This window comes from Agrobacterium sp. ST15.13.015, assembly GCF_027871645.1.
GTDB lineage: Bacteria > Pseudomonadota > Alphaproteobacteria > Rhizobiales > Rhizobiaceae > Agrobacterium > Agrobacterium leguminum.
Genome location: NZ_JAQAHF010000008.1, coordinates 117,654 through 141,775, shown reverse-complemented (window position 1 = coordinate 141,775; position 24,122 = coordinate 117,654). Strand labels below are relative to the sequence as shown.

Sequence of the window (24,122 nt, the reverse complement as noted above, 5' to 3'; positions counted from 1 at the left end):
TGCCATAAATGCGCAATTTCAGGGGGCAATGCCATGGGTGGAATGGGGGAATTTGTGATTCTTCCGTCATGCCGGACTAGATCCGGCATCCAGCCGCCGCGCGTCTGCGCGGCGTCAAGACTTCTTTTCAGCCCAAGGACTTGGGCTGGCTGGACCCCGGCTCGGGGCCGGGGTGACGGAGTGTGGATGCAACCGGCCTGTTAAATCTTCACCATTACGCATCTTCCTTTACCGGCGGCTTCGCATCGCCGTAATAGGCCGAGAATTTCTCGTGATAATGCTCCGAACCGCCGGGGCCGGCATAACGCTGCAATTCCGTCATGTCGGTCTTGTTCAGCACGATGCCGAGCGTCTTGTTGGCGATCTGCGGTTCGTTGGCCATCAGGTTCTGCACCATCTGGATCGGCGTCTTGCCCCATTCGGTGACGAAGACGAAACCGTCCACCTGCGGCGCAAAGGCCTTGGCGTCTATGACGGGAACCACGGGTGCAAGGTCGACGATGATGTAATCGCAGGCCTCTCGCGCCGAGTCGATGAATTTGCGCATGCCGGAGGAAGACAGAAGCTCGCTCGAATGGGCGAACTGGTTGCTGGTGGAAACCGGCAGGATGCCCATTTTCGTGCGCGTATCCACTTTCACAGCCTGCGTCCATGGAACTTCATCGAGCACCACTTCGACGAGGCCGGCGGATTGCCGTGTCGTCAGCATGCGGCTGAGGCCGGGATTGCGGATATCCGCATCCACCACCAGCGTGCGCTTGCCGGTGGAGGCGATCAGCCCGGCGAGATTGAGCGCCACGACCGACTTGCCTTCGTTCGGCAGGCAGGAAATGACGCCGATGACCCGGCACTGGCGCTCCTGAATGACGACATCTGCCGTCAGTTTCACGTTACGCAGCGTCTCCGCAAAGCTGGAGCGTGGGCTGTCGACGGCAAGGCGCAGCATTTTCTGGAACGAGACCTGTCCGCTTTCGTCAAGCGTCGCATTCTCGCCGCCGGGGGTGGCGGCGCTGTTGCCCGGCTTGGCGTTTTCCACGCCCCGTTCACCGATGAAGGGCAGGTAACCGAGAAAACGCATGCGCAGATTGTCACGCACATCATTGCCGGTGTGGAAGAAGCGATCCCGGAATTCGAGAAGCGCTGCGATACCGCCGCCCAGCATCAGGCCGAGAACGACCGAAAGCGCCATGGTCATGGTCTTTTTCGGGCTGGAAGGCGATGTCGGCAGGCCGGCTTCGGAGATGATGCGGGCCTTGGCGATTGGCAGCGACTGCTTCTGGGAAGCCTCCTCGAAGCGGCCGAGATAGGACTGGTAGAGGGTGCGCAGCGCGGTTGCCCGCTGCTCGAGTTCGCGCAGCTGGACCATGGTGATGTTGGCTTCGGAATTACGGCCAGCCACCCGGTCGATATTGTCGCGCAGCGACTGAACGCGGGAATTTGTGACGTCGTATTCGTTCTTCAGGCTGCCGGTAAGCTGCTGCAGTTCCTGATAGATCTGCCGCGAAACCTCTTTCTTCTCTGCGTCCAGCGCGACCGCCTGCGGGTGGTCGGCGCCGAATTGCTGGACGATGCCCTGCTGCCGGTCGGAAATGGTGATGTAGCGTTTGCGCAGATCCTGAATGACCGAATTATCGGTGTCACGGGCCGAAACGACGGCATTGTCGACGGCCGCATCCGGTCCCCTGTCGATGATCGATTTATACTGGTTGTAACGGGCCGAGGCCGTCGCGGCATCGGCCTGCGCGGCAATCAGCTGACCATTCAGGTCGGCAAGCTGGCCTTCGGACATCAGCTCGCCGCGCGAGGAGACGATGTTGTTGTCCGACTTGAATTTCTGCACCGCCAGTTCAGCCGCCTGGGCGCGCTGGTTCAGGTCCGTCATGCGTTCCTGCAACCAGACGGAGGCGCGTTCGCTGGCGTCGAAATTGGCGTTCAGCTGTTCGGTAAGATAAGCCTGCGCATAGGTCTTGGCGATCTGCGCGGCCAGCTGCCGGTCGGTCGAGCGGGTGGAAATGGCGATGACCGAGCTGCGGCCGACACGTTCCACCGTCAGCGACTGCTGCAGCACGGCGGCGGCCTTTTCGCGGCGTCCGGCGCGGATTGCGGCTTCGGAGACCGGCGGATCGCCCGGCAGGACGAGATCGAGAATGCCGCGCACGGAGGATTTGACGAGTTCGACCGGCGACATCGGCGGATTGACGATGGTGTCGTTCTCATCGAGCTTGGCCTTGTCGACCACCGTCAGCGCCATTTCCTTGGATTTCAAGATTTCCACGGCGCTGGCGATGCGGTTGTCGACGATCTGCGCGGCGGGCACCGGCGATTCCTCTTCCGCATAACGGGAAAGGCTTTCATCCAGGAGCACCTGCGTCATCGCGGTGTAAACGGGGGTCGCAAGCACCAGATAAAGGCCGGCCAGAACCACGGCGGCGATGACCGAAGCGGCAATGACATTGGCGCGACGCACCACGGCGGCCCACAGGCGGTCGAGGTCGATGAACGTATCGGAATCCTTGCCGGACTCCGGAAAACCGATGTTGGATTTAAAGGTCTTGTGGTGCATGGACCTACCTTGTGAATTAAAATGGTACGCGGGAAGCCGAACACATGCTCGCCTTCCCGCCTCCCGTTATTGGTGCGCCGGCCGCCTCCCCCGGCGGCGCGATTAAAGTCAGGCCGCCTGGACGCGGCTTTCGTGGTTCGCCACCAGTTCCTTCACCGAAGCGAGAACCTGGGCTTCCATGTCGGCGCGCAGCAGCGAGAAGGCGACGTTGGCGGCGATGAAGCCCTGCTTGCTGCCGCAGTCGAAAGTACGGCCGCTATATTTCTGCGCATGGAAAGACTGCTTTTCGGCAAGGCGCTTCATACCGTCGGTCAGCTGGATTTCATTGCCCGCGCCGCGTTCCTGCCTGGCGAGAATATCGAAAATTTCCGGCTGCAGGATGTAACGGCCATTCAGGTAATAATTCGAAGGCGCCCTCGAAGGTTCCGGCTTTTCGACCATTCCGGTGACGGCGAAGCCATGATTGACCTTCTGGCCGACGCCGACGACGCCATAGGACGACACTTCTTCCGGCAGGCATTCCTCTACGCCGAGAATATTGCCGCCGACTTCATCGTAAAGTTCCATCAGCCCGGCAATGCAGCCGCGTGCACCATAGGAAACCATGTCAGGCAGAAGCAGGGCGAAAGGCTCCTTGCCCACCAGTTCGCGCGCACACCAGACGGCGTGGCCGAGACCGAGCGGCACCTGCTGGCGCGTATAGCTGACGGTGCCGGCAACGGGCAGCATCTTTTCCAGCTGCAATACCTGCACGGTCTTGCCGGAGCGGGTGAGCGTGTTGATGAGTTCCGGCGCGCTGTCGAAATAGTCTTCGATGGCGGTCTTGTTGCGGCTCGTCACGAAAATAATGTGCTCGATGCCGGCCTGCATGGCCTCGTCAACGGCATATTGCACGACCGGACGATCCACGATCGTCAGCATTTCCTTCGGCATCGCCTTGGTGGCGGGCAAAAACCGTGTGCCGTTGCCAGCTACGGGAATGACGGCTTTTCTGACAGTTTTGTTCAGGTCCATCGCGTTCTCCTTCATCAAGGTTTGATCTGTCCCCAGTCCCCGCGCAGATTTCGTCCACGCGTCAATTTCACGAAATCTGTCTTTTCACCCCAGTATTCGCCGCGGGTGCAAACATGGCGTCCCGCAGCCTCCTCAGCCGCACCGCTATCGGCATTCTCAAGTGCCCCAGCACGGCAGGATCCCTTATCGTGGTCTTCAAGGCGCCCAGTACCGAGCGGCTCTTGATGTTTTCCACCAATGTCAAAAAATTATGCGCCAGCCGCAGGCTGCGGGCTCTCGCCTGCTGCGCATCCATGGCGGCGGGCAGCAATGTGTAATGGCTCAGGAATTCCTGATCCGCCCGCATCATCGCTTCGACGTGATGTAGCTCGAGCACGCGCGAAATCGAGCCTTCGCGAATATTGTAGACATAACCCGGCTTCGGTTCGATGACGCAAAGACCGCCGGCGGCGAGCGCCGAGGCGAGCAGGATATAATCCTCGCCGATGCGGATGTCCTCGCGGAAGCGCAGTCCCTCGACATTGAGGAAATCGCGCCGGAACATCGGTTTCATGTAGCCGAAGTTGAAGGTGGCGCGGAACAGAATGTTGGAGGAAATGAAGTCCTCAAGCGTGAGAACCGGCCGTTCCTCCAGAAATTCTTCCGGAAACATCGTCTCCATGGGCCTGCCGTCGGTATAGACCACATCGAGATTATCGACCGCAATCGCCGCATTGGCGGCTTCCGCCCGGCACATCATGCAGGCGGAGCGCTCCGGGCGAATGACATCGTCGGAATCGAGCACGGCGATCCAGCGTCCGGTCGCGGCTTCGATACCGGCATTGCGCGCCCCGCCCGGACCGAGGTTTTCGGCAAGAGCAAGCAGGCGGACGCGCGGATCGATGATGGCGATAGCTTCCACGAGCGCAATGGTGTCATCGGCGGAGCGGTCGTCGACGACGATCACTTCCAGCGTTACACCCTGCTGGTCGAGTGCGCTTTGAATGGCGGCTTCAATCGTATCGGCGGCATTATAGGCGGCGATGACGAAGCTGATATCGGGCGGCGAGGCAAGGTTTTCCATCAGGTCGCCTCCACCGCGCCATACTGGCGGATTTCACGCACGCCGAAGGCGCCGCTCATCGAGCCCATATGCAGTGCGCCACGCAGTGCATAACGGTTGCGGCGCACGGCGTTGAAGCCGTTCAAGGCGGCGAAGACGGCGCAATACAGCACTTTCGAACCTGCCTTCAGCACCTGCACCACGCGGCGTATACCGGGTTTCCTGTCCGCCAGCACGCGGCCATGGGTCTGGCCGGAGCGGAAGCGGCGCTTGGCAAGCCACATGAAGCTTGCGCGATTTTCCGGCACCGGTTCGGACAGCATGGCGTCTTCCGCAAAAACGATGCGGCCGCCAGCGGCGTGAAGATGCGAAAAGAAATGGGTGTCCTCACCGCCGCTCTGGCCGAGCGCCAGCGCGAAGCGCCGGCCCTTCACCGAGGGCGCATCCATCTTGAGCAATGTGTTGCAGGTATAGCCGGTGATGATCTCGCCGTTCACCCAGACCGGAACTGTCGAGTGGAAATCGCCGCGTTTCATCCAGCCCGGCGCGTTGTCCCGGTAAACCGCCGTTACGGGGCCGAGAACGGCTTCCGCACCGGTTTCATCGGCCTTTTCCAGAAGGGCAGCCAGCCAGTTCGGCGGGGCGGTCTCGTCATCATCGATGAAGGCAAGATAATCCGCCTTGCATTCCGACAGGCAGGCATTGCGGGCAATCGAAATATTCGATTTCGGGCAATGCACATAGGTGATCTCGAAGGGTGCTGTTTCGCGCAGGCGATCGACGCTCGCCTTGGCGCTCGGCTCCTCGTCATTATCGGCAACAATCAGCCGAACTTTCACGCCTTCCGGCACCTCCAGTTCGAAGAGTGACAGAAGTGTGGCAACCAGCGCCGGACGTCTGTAGGTGCAGATGCCGATATCGACGGTTTTCGAATCATGTGGGCGGGTGACGGTGTTGTCGGTCATGAGACAGCCTTTCTTCCCCGGAATTTCAGGAGTTCCAGCCAGAAGCCGGTGGACCAGGCCAGATGCATCACCATTGCCGAAAAGGCGGCGAGCGGGCCGTATGGGTTTTTCTGACCTATTGCCATCCACAAGCCATAACCCACACATGCGGCGATCCAGAGGCCGAGCGGAATAAGTGCCGCCCAATGCACAAGCGACAGCAGCGCGAGGATGAAAACCGGCAGCACGGCGAGCGGTATCATCTGTCGGATTTTCGGGATCGAGCGATGTTTCAGCAGGTTCTTTGCCCGGCCGCGGCCATAGGCGAGATATTGCCGGAACAGCGGCATGACGCTGGCGCGCGGATAATAGGTCATGCGGGTTTTGTCGGTCATCCAGATGCGGAACCCGGATTTACGCAGCCGGAAATCCAGCTCGGCATCCTCATTGTGGCTGAAGCTCTCGTCATAACCGCCGACCGCGTCGAAAGCGGCAATCCGCATCAGCGCGTGGTGGCCATGGTCTATCCAGTGGCCTTTGGCACCTTCGCGGTGCTTGGAGCCGCCATTGCCGAGCTTGGAATTCTGCGCGATGGCCGTCGCCTTCTGAAACAGGCCGTGGCCGACCGTATCCATGGCGACGACGACGGAATCCGCGCCAGTGCGCTCGGCATCCTCGATAAGCCTCTGGCAATAATCGTCGGGATAATCGCCATGGGCGTCGATGCGGATGAGGTAGTCGAAATCCTCGCCGAAGGTGGCGACGGCAAGGTTGATGCCGGCGCTCTGGATGCGCTTCGGATTGGGAAGAAGCGTCACGCGGTCATCCGCCGCCGCGAAGGCGGAAACGATATTGGGGGTTCCATCCGTGCTGCCGCCATCGGCAACCACGATGCGGAAAAGACGCCCCTGCATCGCGCCGGTGAATTTGACAAGCAGCCCCTCGATCGTCTTCGCCTCATTGAGGCAGGGAATGACGATCAGCGTTCTGATGCCGGAATGACCAAGACCTTCCATGATTTGCCCCCTACGCACTACACGGGTGAAAACTGCGCTTCACGGGCATGGCCGGAAGCGGATTTGGCGAGAGAGGACAGTTGCTGCACCAGCAGACGGCAATCGTCGCGGTCGGTCAGCCATTGTTTCCTGTCTGTTGCCGAGAGGGTGTTGAAGGCGTCCGCATAGGTTTGCGGGTTCATCCGGTTAAACAGCGCGGCGAGATCGCCAGCGCCCGCATGTTGCAGCACGAAGCCGATATCGCGCTTTTCGATGAAGCGGGCGGTTTCCGTGCCGGCCAGCGCAATCGGCAGGGCGCCATAGAGGCAGCCTTCGTAAAGCCGGTTGGGCAGCAGCCAGCTGGAATTCTGGCCTTCCTCGAAAAAGTCTATCGCCCAGGTGAATTGCACCTCGTTATAGATGGCGGCAAGGTCCTCGGGGTTCTTGTAAGGCCCATGGAAATGCACATGCGGGGCAGTGGCCACGAAGCCGTCGAAATCGGCAAATTCCGAATAGGCCGGCCGGCCGCGCAGGATGATTTCGACTTTGCCCTCCATTCGACGGGCAAATTCGGCAAGGATTTCCAGCGATTTGCGGCAGCGCAGCGCGCCGAACCAGCCGATTTTCCATGGTTCGCCTTGGGCGGGAGCGCGTGGCTGCGGCGTGGCGGCAACGGCCGCATCGAGCGCCAGCACCTTGTTTTCCTGCAGCAGGACGGGAAGATCGAGGCCCGACACGGGCTTGAAATAATGCTCCACGAAGGCGGGAGAGCTGGTGATCAGCAGCTTGGCGTCGCGTGCGAAATAACGCTGCGCGGCATTCAGCATTTGCCCGGGCTTTCCCTTGTTAAGAAGCAGGCGGTGAATGTCGAGACACTCGTAAACCAGCGCCGGCTGTCCGGCATAGATCGACATGGCCCGCTTTGCCAGCGCCAGCATTTCCAGATTTCTGGTAAGAATGACGTCGGGGGTGGGGATGCCGCTCAATGTCTTGCCGAGCGAAAGGCTGGCTTTCGCCACCGCCGCCATGCGCAGCAGAAACTGCCCGTCGGCGGTCTCCCCGAGCACGACGGGTACGACGCCTTCGATCTCCGCCAGTCGGTTCTGTCCGCGCCGGAAGCCCGCCAGCGTCACCCGCGCCCCGCCCGCAAGCAGGGTCAGCACCCGCCGACGAATAGCGGGGTCCGACAGATCATGCGCGAGATATAGAACATGGGTCATGCAAGGGTCCGGTTGGTTCATGCGTCAGAGACGCCGCGGATGACGGTTTGGTTCAAAAAAATCAGTTGAGGGCGCAGGCAATGGATTCCGGGAACTGACATTTGTCGCCGAGCGCCGTGAAGGCAAAACGATCAACGACCATCTGCGTCGCGCCGGAATAGGAAAACTTGCCCATCCAGTCCTTCAGCGTGTCGGTGCCCCACAGGCTGAAGAAAATCTTCTGGGCGTTTTGCGGGATTTTCGTCTCGTCGGTCACTTCATGGACGAGCTTGCCGTTGACGTAATAACGCAGGCGCTGCGGCTCCCAGACGAAGGCGTAATCGTTGAAGCCGGCATCGGCTCCGCCTTCCACCGGCACCAGCTTCTCATTGCCGCCCTTGGCGGAAATATACTGGTTTAGCTGCACCTGGCCCGTATTCCTGCCCAGCACCTCAAAGTCGATTTCATCGTGCGGCTTCTTGTCGGTCGGGCCGATATAGGTGAAGAAGGCGGAGTTGAGGCCTGAGCCGGTGGCGGCCTTCATGCGTGCTTCATAGGTGCCGTAACGATAACGCCCCTTGGTCTGAATTTCACCGCAGGCGAATTTGCGGTCGCCGGCCTTGGCTTCTTCGAAGCCGAGTGTCAGCTGGCCGTTTTCCACCGTCGCCAGTTTTTTCGACCAGGTGCAGTTTTGATGCGCGCCATTGTTCCAGCCGTCGGAAACGTACCAGAAGCTTCTGTCCATGGAATCGAAGTTCTCGATGAAGGATGCGCCATTGCCTTCCTGTGCCTGGCCGGGCGTCGCAAAGGGAGCAGCCAGAAGGGCCGCGGCGAGAAGAATGCGTGTCTGAACGCGGGTGACAAATGTTGTCATTGGTTCACCTCTGTCGTTGCGAATAAAGCGTTTCGGATGTCGGCGGGCCGATCATGGCGGCCCGTTTTGCCGCAAAGTCGGCCTTCGTCTTGCCTTTGCCGCTACGGCTTCCGGTCAGCACGGCATAGACGGCCGGCAGGTATTTGCGGGTCTGGGAATTGCTGACCACCAGAATGACGAAGGCCGACAGCGTCGCGCTGATATAGAAGGCGGGATAGAAATCCGGCCCGCCCTTGTTCCACACCATCCACATGATGACGAGCAGCGGATAATGGGCGCAGAAAATCCAGAAGCTCAGGCTGCCGGTTTCGGCAAGCCGCTGACCAAGGCGGCTGCGGATCAACAGGGCGGAAGACGCCCAGAAACCGAGCGCGCCGAAAACGGCAAGCAGATTGCGCGACATGTTGAGCCAGAAGGTGAATTCCGGGCCGGTGAAATAAAGTCCCGTCGCCAATATGGCCGAGGCGGCAAAGGTCAGCGCCATGATCGGCACGGCGTAGGGGTCCAGCGCCTTGACGTCGATACGATGAAGCGCCAGCGCAATGCCGAGCGAGAAGCTGAAAAGAATGGATTTCTTCTGGACGATGAAAATCGTCAGGTCTGGCATGGCGGTGATGAAGAGCAAAATGGCGAGCGTCGGCAGGGCGAAACGGCGCATCAGAAAGGCGAGCACTGGCGACAGCAGGATGCAGACGAAGAGGTCGCGCAGGAAATAAAGCGGCACATTCACCGGCAGTTCCTCAAGCGCCGTTCCGTGGCTGATGATTTCACGGGGGCTCGCATTCCACAGATCGGGGAAATACCCAACGCCGACATCGAAGAGCTGGATCAGCAATACGGCTGCAAACAGCGCGCCGTTCCACAGAAGGAAAGGCAGCAGCACGGTTTTCGACTTGGAACGGATCGTCGCCGGATAATCGAAACCGCTCATGCCGCGGCGAAACAGCAGGTAACCGGAAATGGCGCTGAGACAGGGCACGCCGATGCGAAACAGCGCATCGCCGAGGAAAACCCGCAGCCAGTCGAAGAAACCGTAAAGGCCGAGAAAAGGGCTGGTTTCGGCATCGTGCGGCACATGGACGAACACGATCCCGGAGATCAGCAATATGCGCATCAAATTGATACGGGAGGATAGGTTCTGATCGACAGTCACATCAGTCACCCCTATTGGGCGGCGTCCACCCACGCCGCGTTGCAACCAGAGCGAACTTAAGCCCGCACTGGAAAGTCTGGTTTCGACTTTGGGATAAAATGTGGCGACGCGGGAAAAACACAAGCTTAGATTTTGCGGGTGAATGTCTGGCGTTCCGGTCATTCCTGTTGTTGTAAAAATTCAAATATCTGAAATTGCTGGAATTTTTCTAAATATGGCCATCGTTAAAAATCGCCGAAGCGTGTGAAATTGTCATTTGTCGTGATATTGCGCTGCAAAAAGAACCGCCATCCCGCCCTGCCACGACGAGGGAAATCACTGCGGAAAGGGCCGGTTAACGGCGGAAATGAGGCACGTTTTTCTGCGGTTGAGCTAACCTTGGGTTGCAGTATCCCGCATGCGCCGCGATTTGACCATTCCGAGAATTTTCCCGAGGAGCGCCCGTTCGGTCAGCAGGATCAGCACCGCATAGATGAGGCCGCCGACGGCAGCGCCGATGAGAACCTGAAGCGTGGCATTGGGAACGCGCTCAGCCAGAACGTGAAGCAGATAACGCACCGCAACGGCCATCACCAGCGCCGCGATCATCGGCCGGCTGCTGACATAAAGGCCTCGGAAGAAGGGCGTATCGCTCGCCTTGAAGACGGCCCATGAATAGGCGACCAGCGTTACCGCATTGACGATGCAGAGCCACACCATCGCGTCGATCAGGGTGCCATAAAGCGCGGCAAGCCAGACCGCGACGGTGGTGACGATGGCGCGGATCGTTGCCGACCAGAACAGCACGCGGCCGTAACCTGCCCCCTTCAGATAGGGGATGAAGGTGCTGCATGGCGTCAGAATGGCCTTCGACAGGGCGAGCAGACCGAGGACCGGCCAGGCATAGGCCCAGTTCTGCCCGAAGATGACAAGCATGGCCGGCTCCGCCACGGCCCAGAGGCCGAACATCATCGGCGCCAGGAGCACGGTCAGCACCTGCGTACTGAACATCAGCGCATCGCGCCGGCGTTGTGGGTCGTCCATCATGCGGCTGAAGGCGGGAAACAGGACACCCATGACGGCCGACAGAACCACCTGATTGGGAATGCTGGCAAAGCGGTTGGAGGCGGAATAGGCGCCGGCATCGGCCAGACCCAGGTGTCGGGCAATGACCACCATCGGTGACTGGAAGGTAACGAAATTGGCGATTTCCGAGCCCATCAGCCCCGAACTGAAGCCGAGAAGCGGCACCAGCCGGCGCGGTTTCATGACGAAACGCGGGCAATAGCGCGAAACGGCATAAAGCCCGACAAGCCGGATGAGGGCCGCGGCAAAAAGCTGGATGATCAGCGCCCAGACGCCGAAGCCCATGAAGGCGAGCGCGACCGCGACGATGGCCGCGATGCTTTCCGACGCCATGCTCCACAGCGCGTCCTTGCTGAAATTCATCCGTCGCGCCAGCAGCGAATAGGCGACATCGCCGGCAAGCTGCAGCGGGATGAGGAATGCCATGATGCGCAGCAGATAGGCGCTTTCAACAGCACCCAGAAGTCCGCCGAAAAATTCTGCCCAGATGTAGAGGACGGCGGCCATGGTGCAGGAGATGGCGAGATTGGCCCAGAAGACGGTATGGATCGTTTCCATATCCTCTTCCTTTTCGACGATCAGGGCAGAGGTCAGCCCCGCGCCGGCGATCATCGTCAGAAACTGTACAACCGTTAGTCCTACCGCCACCACCCCGAATTCCTCCGGGGAAAGCAGTCTTGCGAGAATTGGGACCGTGACAAATTTAAGCCCGAATGTCCCTGTTTTTGATAAAACGCTCCAGCCGACATTCGTGGTGATGGTCTTTACATTTGGCGCTGGGGGCATACAAGCATCCTGTTTCTGGAGGCCGGCGGGAGGAAAGCCGGTTGGGAGTTGCCGATACCATCGGGGCCGCTTTTAGGATCGGGCCCGACACTTCTTGATCAACGCAAGGGGCGAAACAATGGCAAGATTTACTGTCGTCATTCCCTACTACCAAAAGCAGCACGGTGTCTTGGGACGTGCACTCGCATCGGTTTTTGCGCAGACTTACCAGGATTTCGATCTTGTCATCGTCGATGACGAATCGCCATACCCGATCGATCAGGAACTTGCGGAACTTTCGCAGGGTGAGAAAGACCGGATTCTCGTCATTAAACAGGCCAATGCCGGCCCGGGCGGCGCCCGCAACACCGGTTTGGACAATGTGCCTGACGGCACCGACTATGTCGCCTTTCTTGATTCCGACGATATCTGGACACCCGATCATCTGCAGAATGCGGCCTTTGCGCTTCAGACCTATGGCGGCGAGTGCTACTGGGCATCCATGCAGGCAAGTGACGAATTTTATTATCATTTCGCCATTTCCGAGCTGGAGAAAAATGAGGGTGCGGCAAGGCTTTCCGAGAAGCCGCTGGTGATCGAACTGCCGGATCTGGCAAGTGTGATGCTGCGCAACTGGAGCTTCCTGCATCTCTCCTGCATGGTGATCGGCCGTCCTCTTTTTGAGAAAATCCGCTTTGACCCGGCGCTTCGTCTGGCGGCGGAAGACGTGCTGTTTTTCTGCGATTCCATCCTGGCATCGAAGCGCACGCTTCTGTGTGACGACGCCGGCGCGATGCGCGGAATGGGGGTCAATATCTTCCACAGCATCGACAATACCTCGCCGGAATTCCTGCGCCAGCAGTTCAATACCTGGGTGGCGCTCGATACGCTGGAGGGGCGTTTTTCACGCCGGCCGGACGATGTCGCCTCCATCGCTTCCTATAAAAACACGGCGCGCAAACAGGCGCTGTGGAGCCAGGCGGGCAATCTGAAACGGCGCAAGGCACCCGAATTCGGACTGCTCCTGAAATGGGCGATGCGCGATCCGGCACTGCTGCGCGCCGCGTTCGAGCTCGGTGCTGGAAAAATCGTCCGCTCCAGATGAGCGAATTCTCGCCCGCAAGAATTTATATGTTTTTTCACCCAGGAGTGACCTCATGAAACCTTACCACTGGGAATCTCATCACGGAAATTTCGGTGACGATCTCAACCTGTGGCTGTGGGATTTTCTGCTTCCGGGCCTGCGCGATGTGCATGACGACGTCATGCTCGTTGGCGTCGGCACCGTGCTGAACGACGTTCTTTTGCCCGCAAAGCAACGCAAGCTGGTGATCGGCAGCGGCTATGGTTATGGCGCGGTGCCGGATACCAGCACCGAGTTCTGGGATATTCGCTGCGTGCGCGGCGAAAAAACCGCCGCGAAGCTGGGGCTCGCGCCCGAAAAGGGCATTGTCGATCCGGCCGTCATGGTGACCGAGATGCCCGATTTCAAAGGCCTGCCGAAGCTCTACAAGAAAACCTTCGTTCCGCACTGGGAATCGGCGGAATTCGGCATGTGGGAAACCGTCTGCGAACCGGCGGGGCTGACCTATCTCGACCCGCGTGGCGAGGCGAAAGCGGTAATCCGCGCCATCGCCCAGTCGGAATTCATCGTGGCCGAATCCATGCATGGCGCAATTCTTGCCGATGCCTTCCGCGTGCCATGGGTCGCGGTCAGCACCTCGCCGTCGATCAACAGCTTCAAATGGAGCGACTGGGCCGGCAGCGTGGGTGTCGAATATCAGCCGCGCTATGTGCCCGTTTCAACCCGCGCCGAGGCGGCGAAAAAGGGCTCGCGCTTCTGGGGCATGAGCTTCCCGCCGCCGCCCGGCCCCGTCATTGCCGAGACCGGTTCCGTTCCGGCACATGAAGGCCCGGCGCATGAGGGTGACGTGCTGGTGCGGCCGCAGGAAACGCAGCCCCGGTCATTGCGCAAATTGGCCAAGCAGGTGCTGGCAGCACCTTCCACGCTGGCGCTCTGGCAGGCAAGCCGCGCGGAGCCGCGTCTCAGCCCGGATGGCCGGCTGGAAGAGCGCAAGGAGCGTTTCGCCGCCGTTCTGGAAACGGTGAAGCGGGATTATCTCTGAGGGTGAAGAGTGGATGCGGCAGAGAATTTTCTGCCGCCTTCGCTTGAGGATGCCATCCTCTAGGGTCTCTATCGTCATGCTCGGGCCTGTCCCAAGCATCTGCAACCGACCGATCATACGATACGTGAGTAGATCCTCGGGACAAGCCACGCCCGAGGATGACGGCGAGGAATTGGCGCAGGTCGTCTTTTCCCCTACGAAACCGGCGTACCGTCCAGCAGATAACGCACGTCCCGCACCGGCGGCGATTTACGGAATCGGGCGGTCTTGTCGCTCCAGATGCCGCGCGTGATGGCGGGCAGGGCGGGGAGCCGCGCAAGGGCATGGCTCAGCGCGCCGCCCATTCCCTTCTGCTTTTTCGCATCGAGAAAATGGCGAAGCTCGAATTTGGCACGGATGTGTTTTTCGTGTTCCCGCATGATCGCCGTTTCCTCTGCCGAAAGCCGGCAGCCGGCGAGAATGGCCTTGTCCGCCTCGTATAAGCGGCGAAGATCTTCGGTGCGATGGCGGCCGCTCAGCGAGTTGCCGCGCACGATCGCGCCGTAACCGCAATGGCGGATGACCTTGTAACGCGCGCCGGCGGCCAGCGCCCGCACGTAAAGCTCGTAATCTTCACCGAGCCGCAGGCCGTCATCGTAACGCAGTGCATGTTTGTCAAGAAAAGCGCGGCGTATGACCGGCTTCAGAAACCCGGTTTCCCCGCGTTCAACGCCGGGCCTGGAAATATTGCCTTCCACGAATTCCGTCAGCGACAGAAACCGCGCCTGCGGTTCGAATCGGGCCGGCTGCATGGAGGATGCGCCGGGGACCGATTGCTGGATGAAGGCGATATTGTCGGCCACCAGATCCCAGTCATCGTCGGCCAGCATGGCGGCAAAACGGCCGCGGAAAAAGAAGTCGTCCGCATCGAGAATGCTGATGAGCGGCGCCGATGAAATAGAGATGGCGTGGTTGCGCGCAGCCGAAGGGCCTCGGTTGACCTCGAATCGCACGACCCGCAGACGGCCCGTGCCGTCATCCGCCGCATGCGCCACATCGCTCGTCGTGTCGGTGGAACCATCGTCGATCACCACCACTTCGCCGACCTCGGGCTCCCCGAGGGCGGAACGTATGGCGATATCGATCGTTTCGGATGCATTTTTCGCAGCGATGATGACGCAAATGGGCTGTGAACCGCTCACCATGTATTGTCCTTCTGCTTTGACCAACCGTCAGGATTTGGCCAGCAGAAAGTGTCACGGGTATGGATGCAAGCGATTTTTTTGCGACGCAATAAATGAAGCTGCGTGAAAGCTCACATATCGGTCAGTTTTGCACCGTGCGGCGGCGGGCTTTTTACGGCGTCCGCCTGCATTGCCTCGGCACCACGATCCCGCGCGAAGGTTTCGCGTATCCGCCGCTTTTCCCGGGCGACCAGAACGAGAATCCCAATGAAATAACCGACTTGCAGAATGACCGCGCAGATGAGGGTCTGGATGAATGCCGTGTAGAACGAGCCGTGGATGAAATATGTCGCAACCGCAAAGGTAAGCAATGCACCGATCATGCTGAAAAAAACACGAGGTGCATACATGGTGCTCTCCTCCCGAGAACGATTTCTCCATTTTTGACTGCGCTGCGGCATTTTTCTTCTTTGCAAGAAATATACGATGAGACCGGTGCTGTTTCAACACACATATACTTCTTCTAACGGTTGCGGCATGAAATTTCGGTAATCTTGATTGGTAAATTCCTCGGTAATCGATGACTTCCCCCAATCGGGGCTGCCTTACCAGGCGATTTCCTGCTTTTGAGAAGCTTAAAATCGTTCTCTTGCGGCCATTACCGGCTGTCTTACGCCCTCTGCAGACTTCGTTAACCATCTCGCCTTTAAAAAGTCGGTATTGATTCCTCAGCAAGAGCAAGGTGCCCGCGTGACAACGAGTTCAGAAGTAATCGCCTTTCCGGCAAAGAACCGTATTGCCGACGTAAAAAGATGTGCAACCATGCTTGACCGGCTGCATGGTGTGGAGGCGAATGATTTCTGGCGCAGGGAGTGCCGTGAGCTGGCCGCCCGTCTGATGGCGCTTGGCTATGAGGACGCCGCCATGCGGCGCGAGGTCATGGAATTTCAAAACGCCGTGCAGGCGGAATTGTGGGCGGGCGATGCCACGCAAGAGGCACGCCGCGATAGCCATTGAGGCCTCAGCGTTTTCCATAAAAAAGCCGGCAGGTGTCAAACCTGCCGGCTTTTTTGTTCATGCCCGTTTGATCAGGAAGCGCCGGCGCCGCGTGTGCGGGCAACGCCGTCGAGTGCGGGCTTGTATTTCGGGTCGAGCCGGGCGGCATGTCCATAGGACTTGGCGGCCTTGGCCATCTCGCCGCGACGCTCATAAACAAGCGCCTGGTTGGCCCAGGATTCCGCCACATTGCCATCCAGCGAAATGGCGTGGTTGAAATCGGCAAAGGCGTTCTCATCGTCGTTCAAGGCGACATAGGAAAGGCCGCGGCCGTTATAGGGTTCCGGCGAGGTCGACGACAGCGAGATTGCCTTGGAGAAGTCCTCGATGGCCTGGGCATGCTGGTTGCGCAGCTGGTAGATCAGGCCGCGATTGTGCCAGGCGCGTCCATCGGTGGTTTCAAGCTCGATGGCGCGGGAGAAATCGTTGAAGGCTTCGTTCACACGCCCGGACTGGCGGTAAAGATTGCCGCGGCCGATCAGCGCCACATCGTAGCTCGGATTGATTTGCAGGGCGGCGTTGTAGTCCTGCAGGGCCTGCTGCTGCTGCCCGGAGTTGCGATAGACCAGCGCGCGGTTGGCATAGGCCTGATAAAAGCGCGGGTTGAGCTGCAGCGCCTTGTTGAAATCCTCGATGGCGCGGCGCGAATCGCCGGCGCGGCCGTAAGCCGAACCGCGGACGTTATAGCCTTCGGGATCCTGCGGATTGGCGTTGATGACCGAGGTAAGCGAGGCGATGTTTTCCTGCGAACCCTGGGCACGGTCGATCCTGAACACATCTTCCGTCTGGTTGGATGTCGCGCAGCCGGAAAGACCGGCAAGGACGGTACAGACGACCAGAGAAGCGCGGAACCCTCTGTTGTTTTTCAATGGCACCCGGCGCGTTGAGGCATCGGAGTTTTTCACAACACAGGCGTCGACAGCGATCATTCGGTGTGGGTTCCCTCGCAGGCCGGTCTCACGGTCGTTTTCAAGAGCGTTCTCCGGCCACAAACACAAAGAGCGGCGGCGAATTGATCGCCCCCGCCCAACAAGCATTCAAAAACGTCCAAAAGACGGCCTATTAACGGCCTGCGCGGGGGCCTGCAACCAGACCTTCGCGCTGTGCACGCTTGCGTGCCAGCTTGCGAACGCGGCGAACGGCTTCAGCCTTTTCGCGAGCGCGCTTCTGGGAGGGCTTTTCGTAGTAATCGCGCATTTTCATTTCACGGAAAATGCCTTCGCGCTGCATCTTTTTCTTCAGGGCGCGGAGCGCCTGATCAACGTTATTGTCGCGGACTAGTACCTGCACGTTAAACCCGTTCCTTTGGTTTGGTTAATTTGCTATGTGAATAAGGCATTCGCACGCAAATAAAAAATCGTTCGTTCGGCTGTCGAGCCGGGCGATTGGTGACGTGCAATAACAGATCATTTGAGCCAAGTCCAGCCGGTAGCGCATAATCACCCAGCAAAATGCGGCTTGCCCGGAATTCTGCCTGCGATGTCGAAACAAAATCATTGCCGCGTCGCAAAATGGATATTGCCTCCCATCCCGATTTGCCATGTGTATGATGAGGGCCGGAGCCATGTTTCCGGCTTCTGGCCGGTTCTTGAGGAGCAGATTGCGAATGCGCAAATATTCCGTTTTTGCCGTGGCGCGTGAGGCGCTCAGGGGTCACAAGGGGTGGGATGCGCAATGGGCCTCACCCGAACCGCGCAAGGATTACGATGTCATCATCATCGGCGGCGGCGGCCATGGGCTGGGGGCTGCCTATTATCTTGCCAAGGAACACGGCATTACAAATGTCGCGGTTCTGGAAAAAGGCTGGCTTGGCGGCGGCAATACCGGCCGCAACACCACCATCATCCGCTCCAACTATCTCTATGAAGAGAGCATGGATATTTACGAGCATTCCCTGAAACTGTGGGAAGGCCTGAGCCAGGATCTCAATTACAACGTCATGTATTCGGCGCGCGGCGTGATGATGCTGTCGCACAATATTCATGACCGGCAGTCCTTCAGCCGCCATATCAATGCCAACCGTCTTTACGGCATCGACAATGAGTGGCTGACGCCGGAGCAGGCGAAAGCCTATTGCCCGCCGCTCGATATATCAGGCAATGCGCGTTATCCGATCAACGGCGCTGCCCTCCAGCGCCGCGGCGGCACGGCGCGCCACGATGCTGTGGCCTGGGGTTATGCCCGCGCGGCCTCCGACCGCGGCGTGCACATCATTCAGAACTGCGAGGTCACGGGCATTCGCCGCGGGCCGGACGGGGCGGTGACGGGTGTGGAAACCAATCGCGGTTTCATCGGTGCGAAGAAGATCGGCGTTTCCGCCGCCGGTCATTCCTCCGTCATCATGAAAATGGCGGATGTGCGCGTTCCGCTGCATTCCAACCCGCTGCAGGCGCTGGTTTCGGAACCGCTGAAGCCGATTTTCCCCTGCGTGGTGATGTCCAACACGGTCCACGCCTATATTTCGCAATCCGACAAGGGCGAGCTGGTCATCGGCGCGGGCACTGATCAATATAACTCCTATTCCCAGACCGGCGGCCTGCAGATCATCACCCACACACTCGACGCGATCTGCGAGCTGTTCCCGATCTTCCGCCGCGTCAAGATGATGCGCCAATGGGGCGGCATTACCGACAACACGCCCGACCGCTCGGCGATCCAGAGCGTGACGCCGGTGCAGAACCTCTTCGTCAATTGCGGCTGGGGCACGGGCGGCTTCAAGGCGACGCCGGGTTCGGCCAATCTTTTCGCGCATCTCATCGCGCGGGGTGAACCGCATCGTCTGGCGGCGGGGCTGACGCTCGACCGGTTCCGCACCGGCCGTCTTATCGATGAGGCTGCCGCTGCCGCGGTGGCGCATTGATGCTGGCGGCGGCCATGCTTGCGATCAACATATCAGGCGCGGCCGTGCCCGTGCCCGTCGGCCGCGTCATTCCCGAGGCCAGGGATTTTCGCAGCCAGAAGATTGCGAAGATGCAGGGGGAGAAAGACTGGCCCTTCATGGCGGAAAAAGGCCTGCTTCTCTGTGCTCCAAGTCTCGCGAACAAGATGGTTTATTTTGTCGGCGAGAAGGAGGATGGCGGGCAGGATTACCCCTTCGCGATCGACACCGACATGATGGCGGTTGCCATCGTCAATATGGGCCGGGCCTCGGCGCTACGCCCTTTCGATAATTTCGAGCAGCTTTTAAAGCGGCTTTCCCCTTTCGTAGCCATGGGAAAGCGGCTGTGTGACCAACCCGCCGGAACGATCCTTCCGGAAAATTCTCTCTAGGTGGAGCGACGATGCTTCTGATCCATTGCCCCTATTGCGGGGAAGACCGTTCCGAACTGGAATTCCGCTGGGCGGGCGAAGCCCATATCGCCCGGCCGGAAAACATCGCCGATATTTCCGACGAGGCCTTCGCCGAATATTTCTTCATTCGCGACAATGACAAGGGCCTCGTTTTCGAGCGCTGGCGTCACATTCACGGCTGCGGCCGCTTCTTCAACGCCGCCCGCGATTCGGTCAGCGACAAATTCCTGATGACCTACAAGGCGGGTGAGCCGAAACCCGATACTGAGACGGTCCTTTCCGCAGAAAAGGGAGCCGGGCAATGAGCGGCGATTATCGTATCAAGGGGGCCGGTCGTCTCACCCCGGCCAGAACCGCGCGCTTCACCTTCGATGGCAAGATTTATCAGGCGCTGGAGGGGGACACGGTCGCCTCCGCGCTTCTGGCCAATGGCGTGCATCTGATCGGCCGCTCGTTCAAATATCACCGGCCGCGCGGCTTCCTTTCCGCCGGGCCGGAAGAGCCGAATGCGCTGATCGACGTTTCCCGCGACAGTCTGCGCAAGCAGCCCAATGTGCGTGCCACGGTGCAGGAAGTGTTCGACGGCGCGATCATCGCCTCGCAGAACCGCTTTCCGTCGCTATCCTTCGATCTGAGCGCCATCAACGATCTCCTGTCGCCGATGTTCGCGGCCGGTTTTTATTATAAGACCTTCATGTGGCCGAAGGCCGCCTGGCACAGGATTTACGAACCGCTGATCCGCCGCGCCGCCGGTCTCGGCAGGGCGCCGAGCGAGCCGGATGCGGATCATTATTCCGGTCGTTATGCCCATTGCGATGTGCTGGTGGCCGGTGCCGGCGTCGCTGGTCTGACGGCGGCGCTTGCTGCCGCGAAAACCGGCGTCAGCGTCATTATGGTCGATGAAAATGCCGAAGTCGGCGGCGCGCTGCGTTTCGACACTGGCACGGTTATCGACGGTCTGCCCGGTTACGAATGGGCGCAGAAGGTTTTTGCCGAACTGAAGTCCCTGCCCAATGTGCGGGTTCTCACCCGCACCACCGCTTTTGGTTATTACAACCACAATTTCGTGGCGCTGGCCGAGCGGGTGACCGATCATCTCGCCACGCCCGCCAGACACCAGCCGCGCGAGCGGCTGTGGCAGGTGCGCGCCAAAAAGGTCGTGCTGGCGGCGGGTGCGATCGAACGTCACATGGTCTTTGCCAATAATGACCGCCCCGGCATCATGCTGGCCTCGGCCGCACGTACCTATCTCAACCATTACGGCGTCGCCGTGGGTCAAAATGTCGGGGTCTACACCGCCCATGATTCGGCCTATGAGACGGCCTTCGATCTGAAGAAGGTCGGGGTGAAAATCGCTGCCATCGTCGATTGCCGCGAGAACCCGGATCAGCGCCTGCTGGATGAGGCGCGGGCGCTCGGCATCGAAGTGCTGGCGGGCCATAGCGTTTACAATACCGCCGGCCGCCTGCGTGTGTCTTCCATGACAGTTGGCCGCAATGGCGGCTCCAACAAGCGCAAGATCGCCATCGATGCGCTTGTGGTTTCGGCCGGCTGGACGCCATCGGTGCATCTCTTCTCGCAATCGCGCGGCAAGCTGAAGTTTGACGCGGCTAACCAGCGTTTCCTGCCGGATATCCATGTGCAGAACGGCGTCTCCATCGGCGCCTGCAACGGCACGGACGATCTTTCCGCGCTGATTGCCGAGGCTGCGGCTGCCGGTGGCGGCGGCGTCGAGTTTTCCGGCGAGAATGCCAGGACCTGGACCGGTGGCATGATCGGTGCGGCCGAAGGCGCGGGTGAGGGCACCGGCGTCAAGGCCTTCATCGATTTCCAGCACGATGTCTGCGCCAAGGATATCCGCCTTGCCGTGCGCGAGGGCATGCATTCCGTCGAGCATATCAAGCGCTTCACCACCAATGGCATGGCGTCCGATCAGGGCAAGATGTCCAATATGCACGGCCTTGCCATCGCATCGGAGGCGCTTGGCCGGGATTTGCCCAAGGTCGGTCTCACCACCTTCCGTCAGCCCTATACGCCGGTCACCTTCGGCACGCTCATCAACCATTCGCGCGGCGCGCTGTTCGACCCGGCCCGCAAGACGCCGATGCACGAGGAAGAGCTGGCTGCAGGTGCGGTGTTCGAGGATGTCGGCAACTGGAAGCGCGCCTGGTTTTTCCCGCGGGCGGGTGAAGACATGCATGAGGCGATCAACCGCGAATGCAAGACGGTTCGGACAAGCGTCGGCGTGTTCGATGCCTCGACGCTTGGCAAGATCGAGGTGGTCGGCCCGGATGCGGCGAAGTTCCTGAACCTCATCTACACCAATGCCTGGGACACGCTGAAACCCGGCCGTTGCCGTTACGGCATCATGACCCGCGAAGACGGTTTCGTTTACGACGACGGCGTCGTCGGGCGTCTTGCCGAAGACCGTTTCCACGTGACGACCACCACGGGCGGCGCGCCGCGCGTTCTCCAGCACATGGAAGATTATCTCCAGACCGAATTCCCCGATCTCAATGTCTGGCTCACCTCGGCCACCGAACAATGGGCCGTGATTGCCGTGCAGGGGCCAAAGGCGCGCGAGGTTATCGCTCCCTTCGTCGAGGGCATCGATCTCTCGCCGGAGGCCTTCCCGCATATGGCGGTGGCCGAAGGCACCTTCTGCGGTGTGCCGACACGGCTCTTCCGCGTGTCCTTTACCGGTGAACTGGGTTTCGAAATCAACGTTCCGGCCGATTACGGCGCGGCCGTCTGGACCGCGATCCGCGAAAGGGCGGAAGCCGTCGGCGGCTGCCTTTATGGCACCGAGACCATGCACATTCTGCGTGCGGAAAAGGGCTATATCATCGTCGGGCAGGATACGGACGGCACGGTGACGCCAGACGATGCCGGGCTTGCCTGGGCCGTTTCCAAAAAGAAGACGGATTTCGTCGGCATTCGCGGTCTGAAACGCGCCGATCTCACGCGCTCCGGCCGCAAACAGCTTGTCGGGCTGAAGACGAAAGACCGGCTGACCGTTCCGGACGAGGGCGGCCAGATCGTTGTCGATCCGAACCAGCCGAAACCCATGACCATGCTCGGCCATGTCACCTCCGCCTACTGGTCGGAAAATCTCGGCCATTCCATCGCTTTCGCGCTGGTGGCGGATGGCAGGGCGCGCATGGGCGAAACGCTCTATATTCCGCTCGCCGATAAAACCATTGCCGTCGAAGTGACCGACATGGTCTTCCTCGACAAGGAAGGAGCCCGTCTCAATGGCTGACAAACTTCACGCAAAACGCAAATCTGTGCTCGAGGATTTTCACGGCGGCTCTCCCTTTGTTTCGCTGAAACCCGCTGCTTCCGCCTCGCGGCTCTCGCTGCGCGCCCGGGAAAGCGCCCTGCCGGCACTTTCGGAAGCGCTCGGTCTAGCCCTGCCGGCCCGCCCGAAAAGCTCCGTCACCTCGGGCCTGCGGTCCGCTTTGTGGCTCGGCCCGGATGAATGGCTGGTGATCGATCAGGGCGAGAGCGACCTGATGGCGGCTCTCGCCGGCGTTTCCGGCCGGTTTTCTGCAACCGATGTTTCCCACCGCAATACGGCCGTCATCGTCTCCGGTGCCGGTGCGGAAGCGGCACTCAATGCCGGCTGCCCGCAGGATCTTTCTCTCGCAAAGTTCCCGGTCGGCGCGTGCTCGCGCACCGTTTTCGGCAAGGCGGAAGTAGTGCTGCTGCGCACGGCGGACGATACGTTCCGGGTGGAATGCTGGCGTTCCTTTGCCGAATATGTCGGCGGGCTGTTGCAGGAGGCGGCTGAGGACGTGGCGGTTTAACCCGCCATCCAGCCCCGCCATTCCACCCATCGCCCATGGAAATCGGCCCGGCCGATTTCCTGTTTCTCGCCGGTCGGCCAGATCTGCAGGGTAATGGCGGCGCTGCCCGGCGTCGCATCCGCCTCCATTTGCAGCCGGGCAAACGGGGCATCCGGCGTGGCGCGGGTTCCAGCGTCGGCAATCACAGCCTCGCCTTCCTGTTTCAGTCCATCGGGCAGATATTGCCAGGCGACTGAGTGATAGACGACGTGGACAGCACCCGCATATTGCGTGGCAAGGCGGCGTTTCAGCCAGTCGACCGCGTCCGCCTTCTCGACATGCAGACCATGTTCCACCGCTATCCGCAGGGCGGCCGCGGTTCGCTCCAGCCGGTCTGTCTGATCGGCCCAGACATAGGACATCAGCCGCAGGCGATCTTCGGCGGATGACGGGTCGAGCGGGTTGAGATCGCAGCCGGCGCGCTCGATAACCTCGATCCGCTCATGGGCGGGCGTGTCGCCGCGCCATTCCGGTGACAGGAAAACATCGGATTGCTCACCCCAGGCGAGATCGCCGAGGCGATATCGGTAACGGTCGAATTGCAGGTTGAGGCCAGCGCTGGCTCCAACTTCGGAAAGCACCAGCGGCTTGCCGGTCAGTGCCGCAATCGAAAGAAAGCCCGGCAGCAGAACGGCGGAACGCCGAACCTCGTTGGTCTGCGGCGGTGATTTCAACCTTTCGAGGATGAAGGGGGAATGAAAACGCAGGGCGCTGGCGCAGGCCTGCCAGAGCGCTTCTTCGTCTTCCGGCGGGATATCGGCAAGCGGCGCGATCTTTTCCTCTATGGCGAGCGCATGCAGGGCGCCCGCCAGCCGGAGGGGAACGGAATCGCCCGAGGGGCCGACATCGCCGGGCCAGGACAAGATCCGCTCGCCCACCTCGGTATGGCGGTCGAGTCTTCCTGCCATGGCGCGGCAGAGCCGTGCGGTAAAGGGCGAGCCGAGGCTGTCGCAGGCTCTTGCCTGCACGAGAAACGCATTCTTTACGGCTTCGTCATGCATGCGGTCTCTCCCTTGCGGCAGTT

General features: G+C 60.1%; 22 protein-coding genes. 8 read left to right on the top strand and 14 right to left on the bottom strand.

All coding sequences use genetic code 11. From position 1 onward, the window contains the following. Window positions 1–214: 214 nt before the first annotated feature. The 9 genes from PIB16_RS14410 to PIB16_RS14370 form a co-directional block, all read right to left on the bottom strand. Entirely contained in the window at window positions 215–2,563 is a 2,349-nt protein-coding gene (locus PIB16_RS14410; RefSeq protein WP_065657393.1) for a polysaccharide biosynthesis tyrosine autokinase, read from the bottom strand. Window positions 2,564–2,671: 108 nt separating this feature from the next. Beyond that, window positions 2,672–3,577, bottom strand: coding sequence for a UTP--glucose-1-phosphate uridylyltransferase (locus tag PIB16_RS14405; protein WP_065657392.1), 906 nt, complete (start codon window positions 3,575–3,577; stop codon window positions 2,672–2,674). 67 nt (window positions 3,578–3,644) lie between these two features. After that, window positions 3,645–4,640: a glycosyltransferase family 2 protein gene (locus PIB16_RS14400; RefSeq protein WP_065657391.1), complete on the bottom strand. Its 996-nt coding sequence runs from the start codon at window positions 4,638–4,640 to the stop codon at window positions 3,645–3,647. Beyond that, the gene (locus PIB16_RS14395; protein WP_065657390.1) at window positions 4,640–5,584 is read right to left on the bottom strand and encodes a glycosyltransferase; all 945 of its coding nucleotides are present in this window, start codon (window positions 5,582–5,584) and stop codon (window positions 4,640–4,642) included. The genes PIB16_RS14400 and PIB16_RS14395 overlap by 1 nt, the downstream gene beginning before the upstream one ends. Continuing rightward, window positions 5,581–6,579, bottom strand: coding sequence for a glycosyltransferase family 2 protein (locus PIB16_RS14390; protein WP_065657389.1), 999 nt, complete (start codon window positions 6,577–6,579; stop codon window positions 5,581–5,583). The genes PIB16_RS14395 and PIB16_RS14390 overlap by 4 nt, the downstream gene beginning before the upstream one ends. A 17-nt stretch (window positions 6,580–6,596) precedes the next feature. Then, the gene (locus PIB16_RS14385) at window positions 6,597–7,778 is read right to left on the bottom strand and encodes a glycosyl transferase family 1 (protein ID WP_065657388.1); all 1,182 of its coding nucleotides are present in this window, start codon (window positions 7,776–7,778) and stop codon (window positions 6,597–6,599) included. Window positions 7,779–7,839: 61 nt separating this feature from the next. After that, window positions 7,840–8,631, bottom strand: coding sequence for a glycoside hydrolase family 16 protein (locus PIB16_RS14380; RefSeq protein WP_065657387.1), 792 nt, complete (start codon window positions 8,629–8,631; stop codon window positions 7,840–7,842). Between the two features lie 4 nt (window positions 8,632–8,635). Continuing rightward, window positions 8,636–9,784: an acyltransferase family protein gene (locus tag PIB16_RS14375; protein WP_078053822.1), complete on the bottom strand. Its 1,149-nt coding sequence runs from the start codon at window positions 9,782–9,784 to the stop codon at window positions 8,636–8,638. A 372-nt stretch (window positions 9,785–10,156) separates the two neighbouring features. Beyond that, entirely contained in the window at window positions 10,157–11,635 is a 1,479-nt protein-coding gene (locus PIB16_RS14370; protein WP_065657385.1) for a lipopolysaccharide biosynthesis protein, read from the bottom strand. A gap of 118 nt (window positions 11,636–11,753) precedes the next feature. Between PIB16_RS14370 and PIB16_RS14365 the strand changes: the two genes are divergently transcribed. Next, on the top strand, window positions 11,754–12,719 hold the full coding sequence (locus PIB16_RS14365) for a glycosyltransferase family A protein (RefSeq protein ID WP_059755880.1): 966 nt from the start codon (window positions 11,754–11,756) through the stop codon (window positions 12,717–12,719). Between the two features lie 52 nt (window positions 12,720–12,771). Next, window positions 12,772–13,740: a polysaccharide pyruvyl transferase family protein gene (locus PIB16_RS14360; protein ID WP_065657384.1), complete on the top strand. Its 969-nt coding sequence runs from the start codon at window positions 12,772–12,774 to the stop codon at window positions 13,738–13,740. Between the two features lie 194 nt (window positions 13,741–13,934). Here PIB16_RS14360 and PIB16_RS14355 read toward each other — a convergent pair whose 3' ends face one another. Beyond that, complete coding sequence (locus tag PIB16_RS14355) at window positions 13,935–14,924, bottom strand: glycosyltransferase family 2 protein (RefSeq protein ID WP_065657383.1); 990 nt, start codon at window positions 14,922–14,924, stop codon at window positions 13,935–13,937. Window positions 14,925–15,034: 110 nt separating this feature from the next. After that, entirely contained in the window at window positions 15,035–15,313 is a 279-nt protein-coding gene (locus PIB16_RS14350; RefSeq protein WP_078052604.1) for an exopolysaccharide production repressor protein, read from the bottom strand. Between the two features lie 340 nt (window positions 15,314–15,653). On the opposite strand from PIB16_RS14350, the gene PIB16_RS14345 reads away from it, so the two are divergent. After that, window positions 15,654–15,920: a DUF6074 family protein gene (locus PIB16_RS14345; protein ID WP_065657381.1), complete on the top strand. Its 267-nt coding sequence runs from the start codon at window positions 15,654–15,656 to the stop codon at window positions 15,918–15,920. A 71-nt stretch (window positions 15,921–15,991) separates the two neighbouring features. Here PIB16_RS14345 and PIB16_RS14340 read toward each other — a convergent pair whose 3' ends face one another. Both PIB16_RS14340 and rpsU read right to left on the bottom strand, forming a co-directional pair. Beyond that, a complete protein-coding gene (locus PIB16_RS14340; RefSeq protein ID WP_003508539.1) occupies window positions 15,992–16,888 on the bottom strand; it encodes a tetratricopeptide repeat protein in 897 nt (298 codons plus the stop codon). A 133-nt stretch (window positions 16,889–17,021) separates the two neighbouring features. Next, a complete protein-coding gene (gene rpsU / locus PIB16_RS14335) occupies window positions 17,022–17,249 on the bottom strand; it encodes a 30S ribosomal protein S21 (RefSeq protein WP_003508541.1) in 228 nt (75 codons plus the stop codon). Between the two features lie 316 nt (window positions 17,250–17,565). Here rpsU and PIB16_RS14330 point away from each other — a divergent pair, with 316 nt between their 5' ends. The 5 genes from PIB16_RS14330 to PIB16_RS14310 are packed head-to-tail and all read left to right on the top strand — an operon-like array spanning window position 17,566 to window position 23,059. After that, window positions 17,566–18,819 (top strand): sarcosine oxidase subunit beta family protein, encoded by a 1,254-nt coding sequence (locus tag PIB16_RS14330; RefSeq protein ID WP_059756984.1) that lies wholly within the window; start codon window positions 17,566–17,568, stop codon window positions 18,817–18,819. Further along, a complete protein-coding gene (locus PIB16_RS14325; RefSeq protein WP_162934211.1) occupies window positions 18,819–19,229 on the top strand; it encodes a hypothetical protein in 411 nt (136 codons plus the stop codon). Before PIB16_RS14330 ends, PIB16_RS14325 begins: the two co-directional genes overlap by 1 nt. Window positions 19,230–19,240: 11 nt before the next feature. Next, entirely contained in the window at window positions 19,241–19,555 is a 315-nt protein-coding gene (locus PIB16_RS14320) for a sarcosine oxidase subunit delta (protein ID WP_003508553.1), read from the top strand. Beyond that, a complete protein-coding gene (locus PIB16_RS14315; RefSeq protein WP_174037272.1) occupies window positions 19,552–22,512 on the top strand; it encodes a sarcosine oxidase subunit alpha in 2,961 nt (986 codons plus the stop codon). The genes PIB16_RS14320 and PIB16_RS14315 overlap by 4 nt, the downstream gene beginning before the upstream one ends. Beyond that, complete coding sequence (locus PIB16_RS14310; protein ID WP_271045783.1) at window positions 22,505–23,059, top strand: sarcosine oxidase subunit gamma; 555 nt, start codon at window positions 22,505–22,507, stop codon at window positions 23,057–23,059. Before PIB16_RS14315 ends, PIB16_RS14310 begins: the two co-directional genes overlap by 8 nt. On the opposite strand, the gene PIB16_RS14305 is transcribed toward PIB16_RS14310, so the two are convergent. Further along, entirely contained in the window at window positions 23,056–24,099 is a 1,044-nt protein-coding gene (locus tag PIB16_RS14305; protein ID WP_065657377.1) for a DUF2332 domain-containing protein, read from the bottom strand. The two genes, PIB16_RS14310 and PIB16_RS14305, sit on opposite strands and share 4 nt — an antisense overlap. Between the last annotated feature and the right edge of the window lie 23 nt (window positions 24,100–24,122).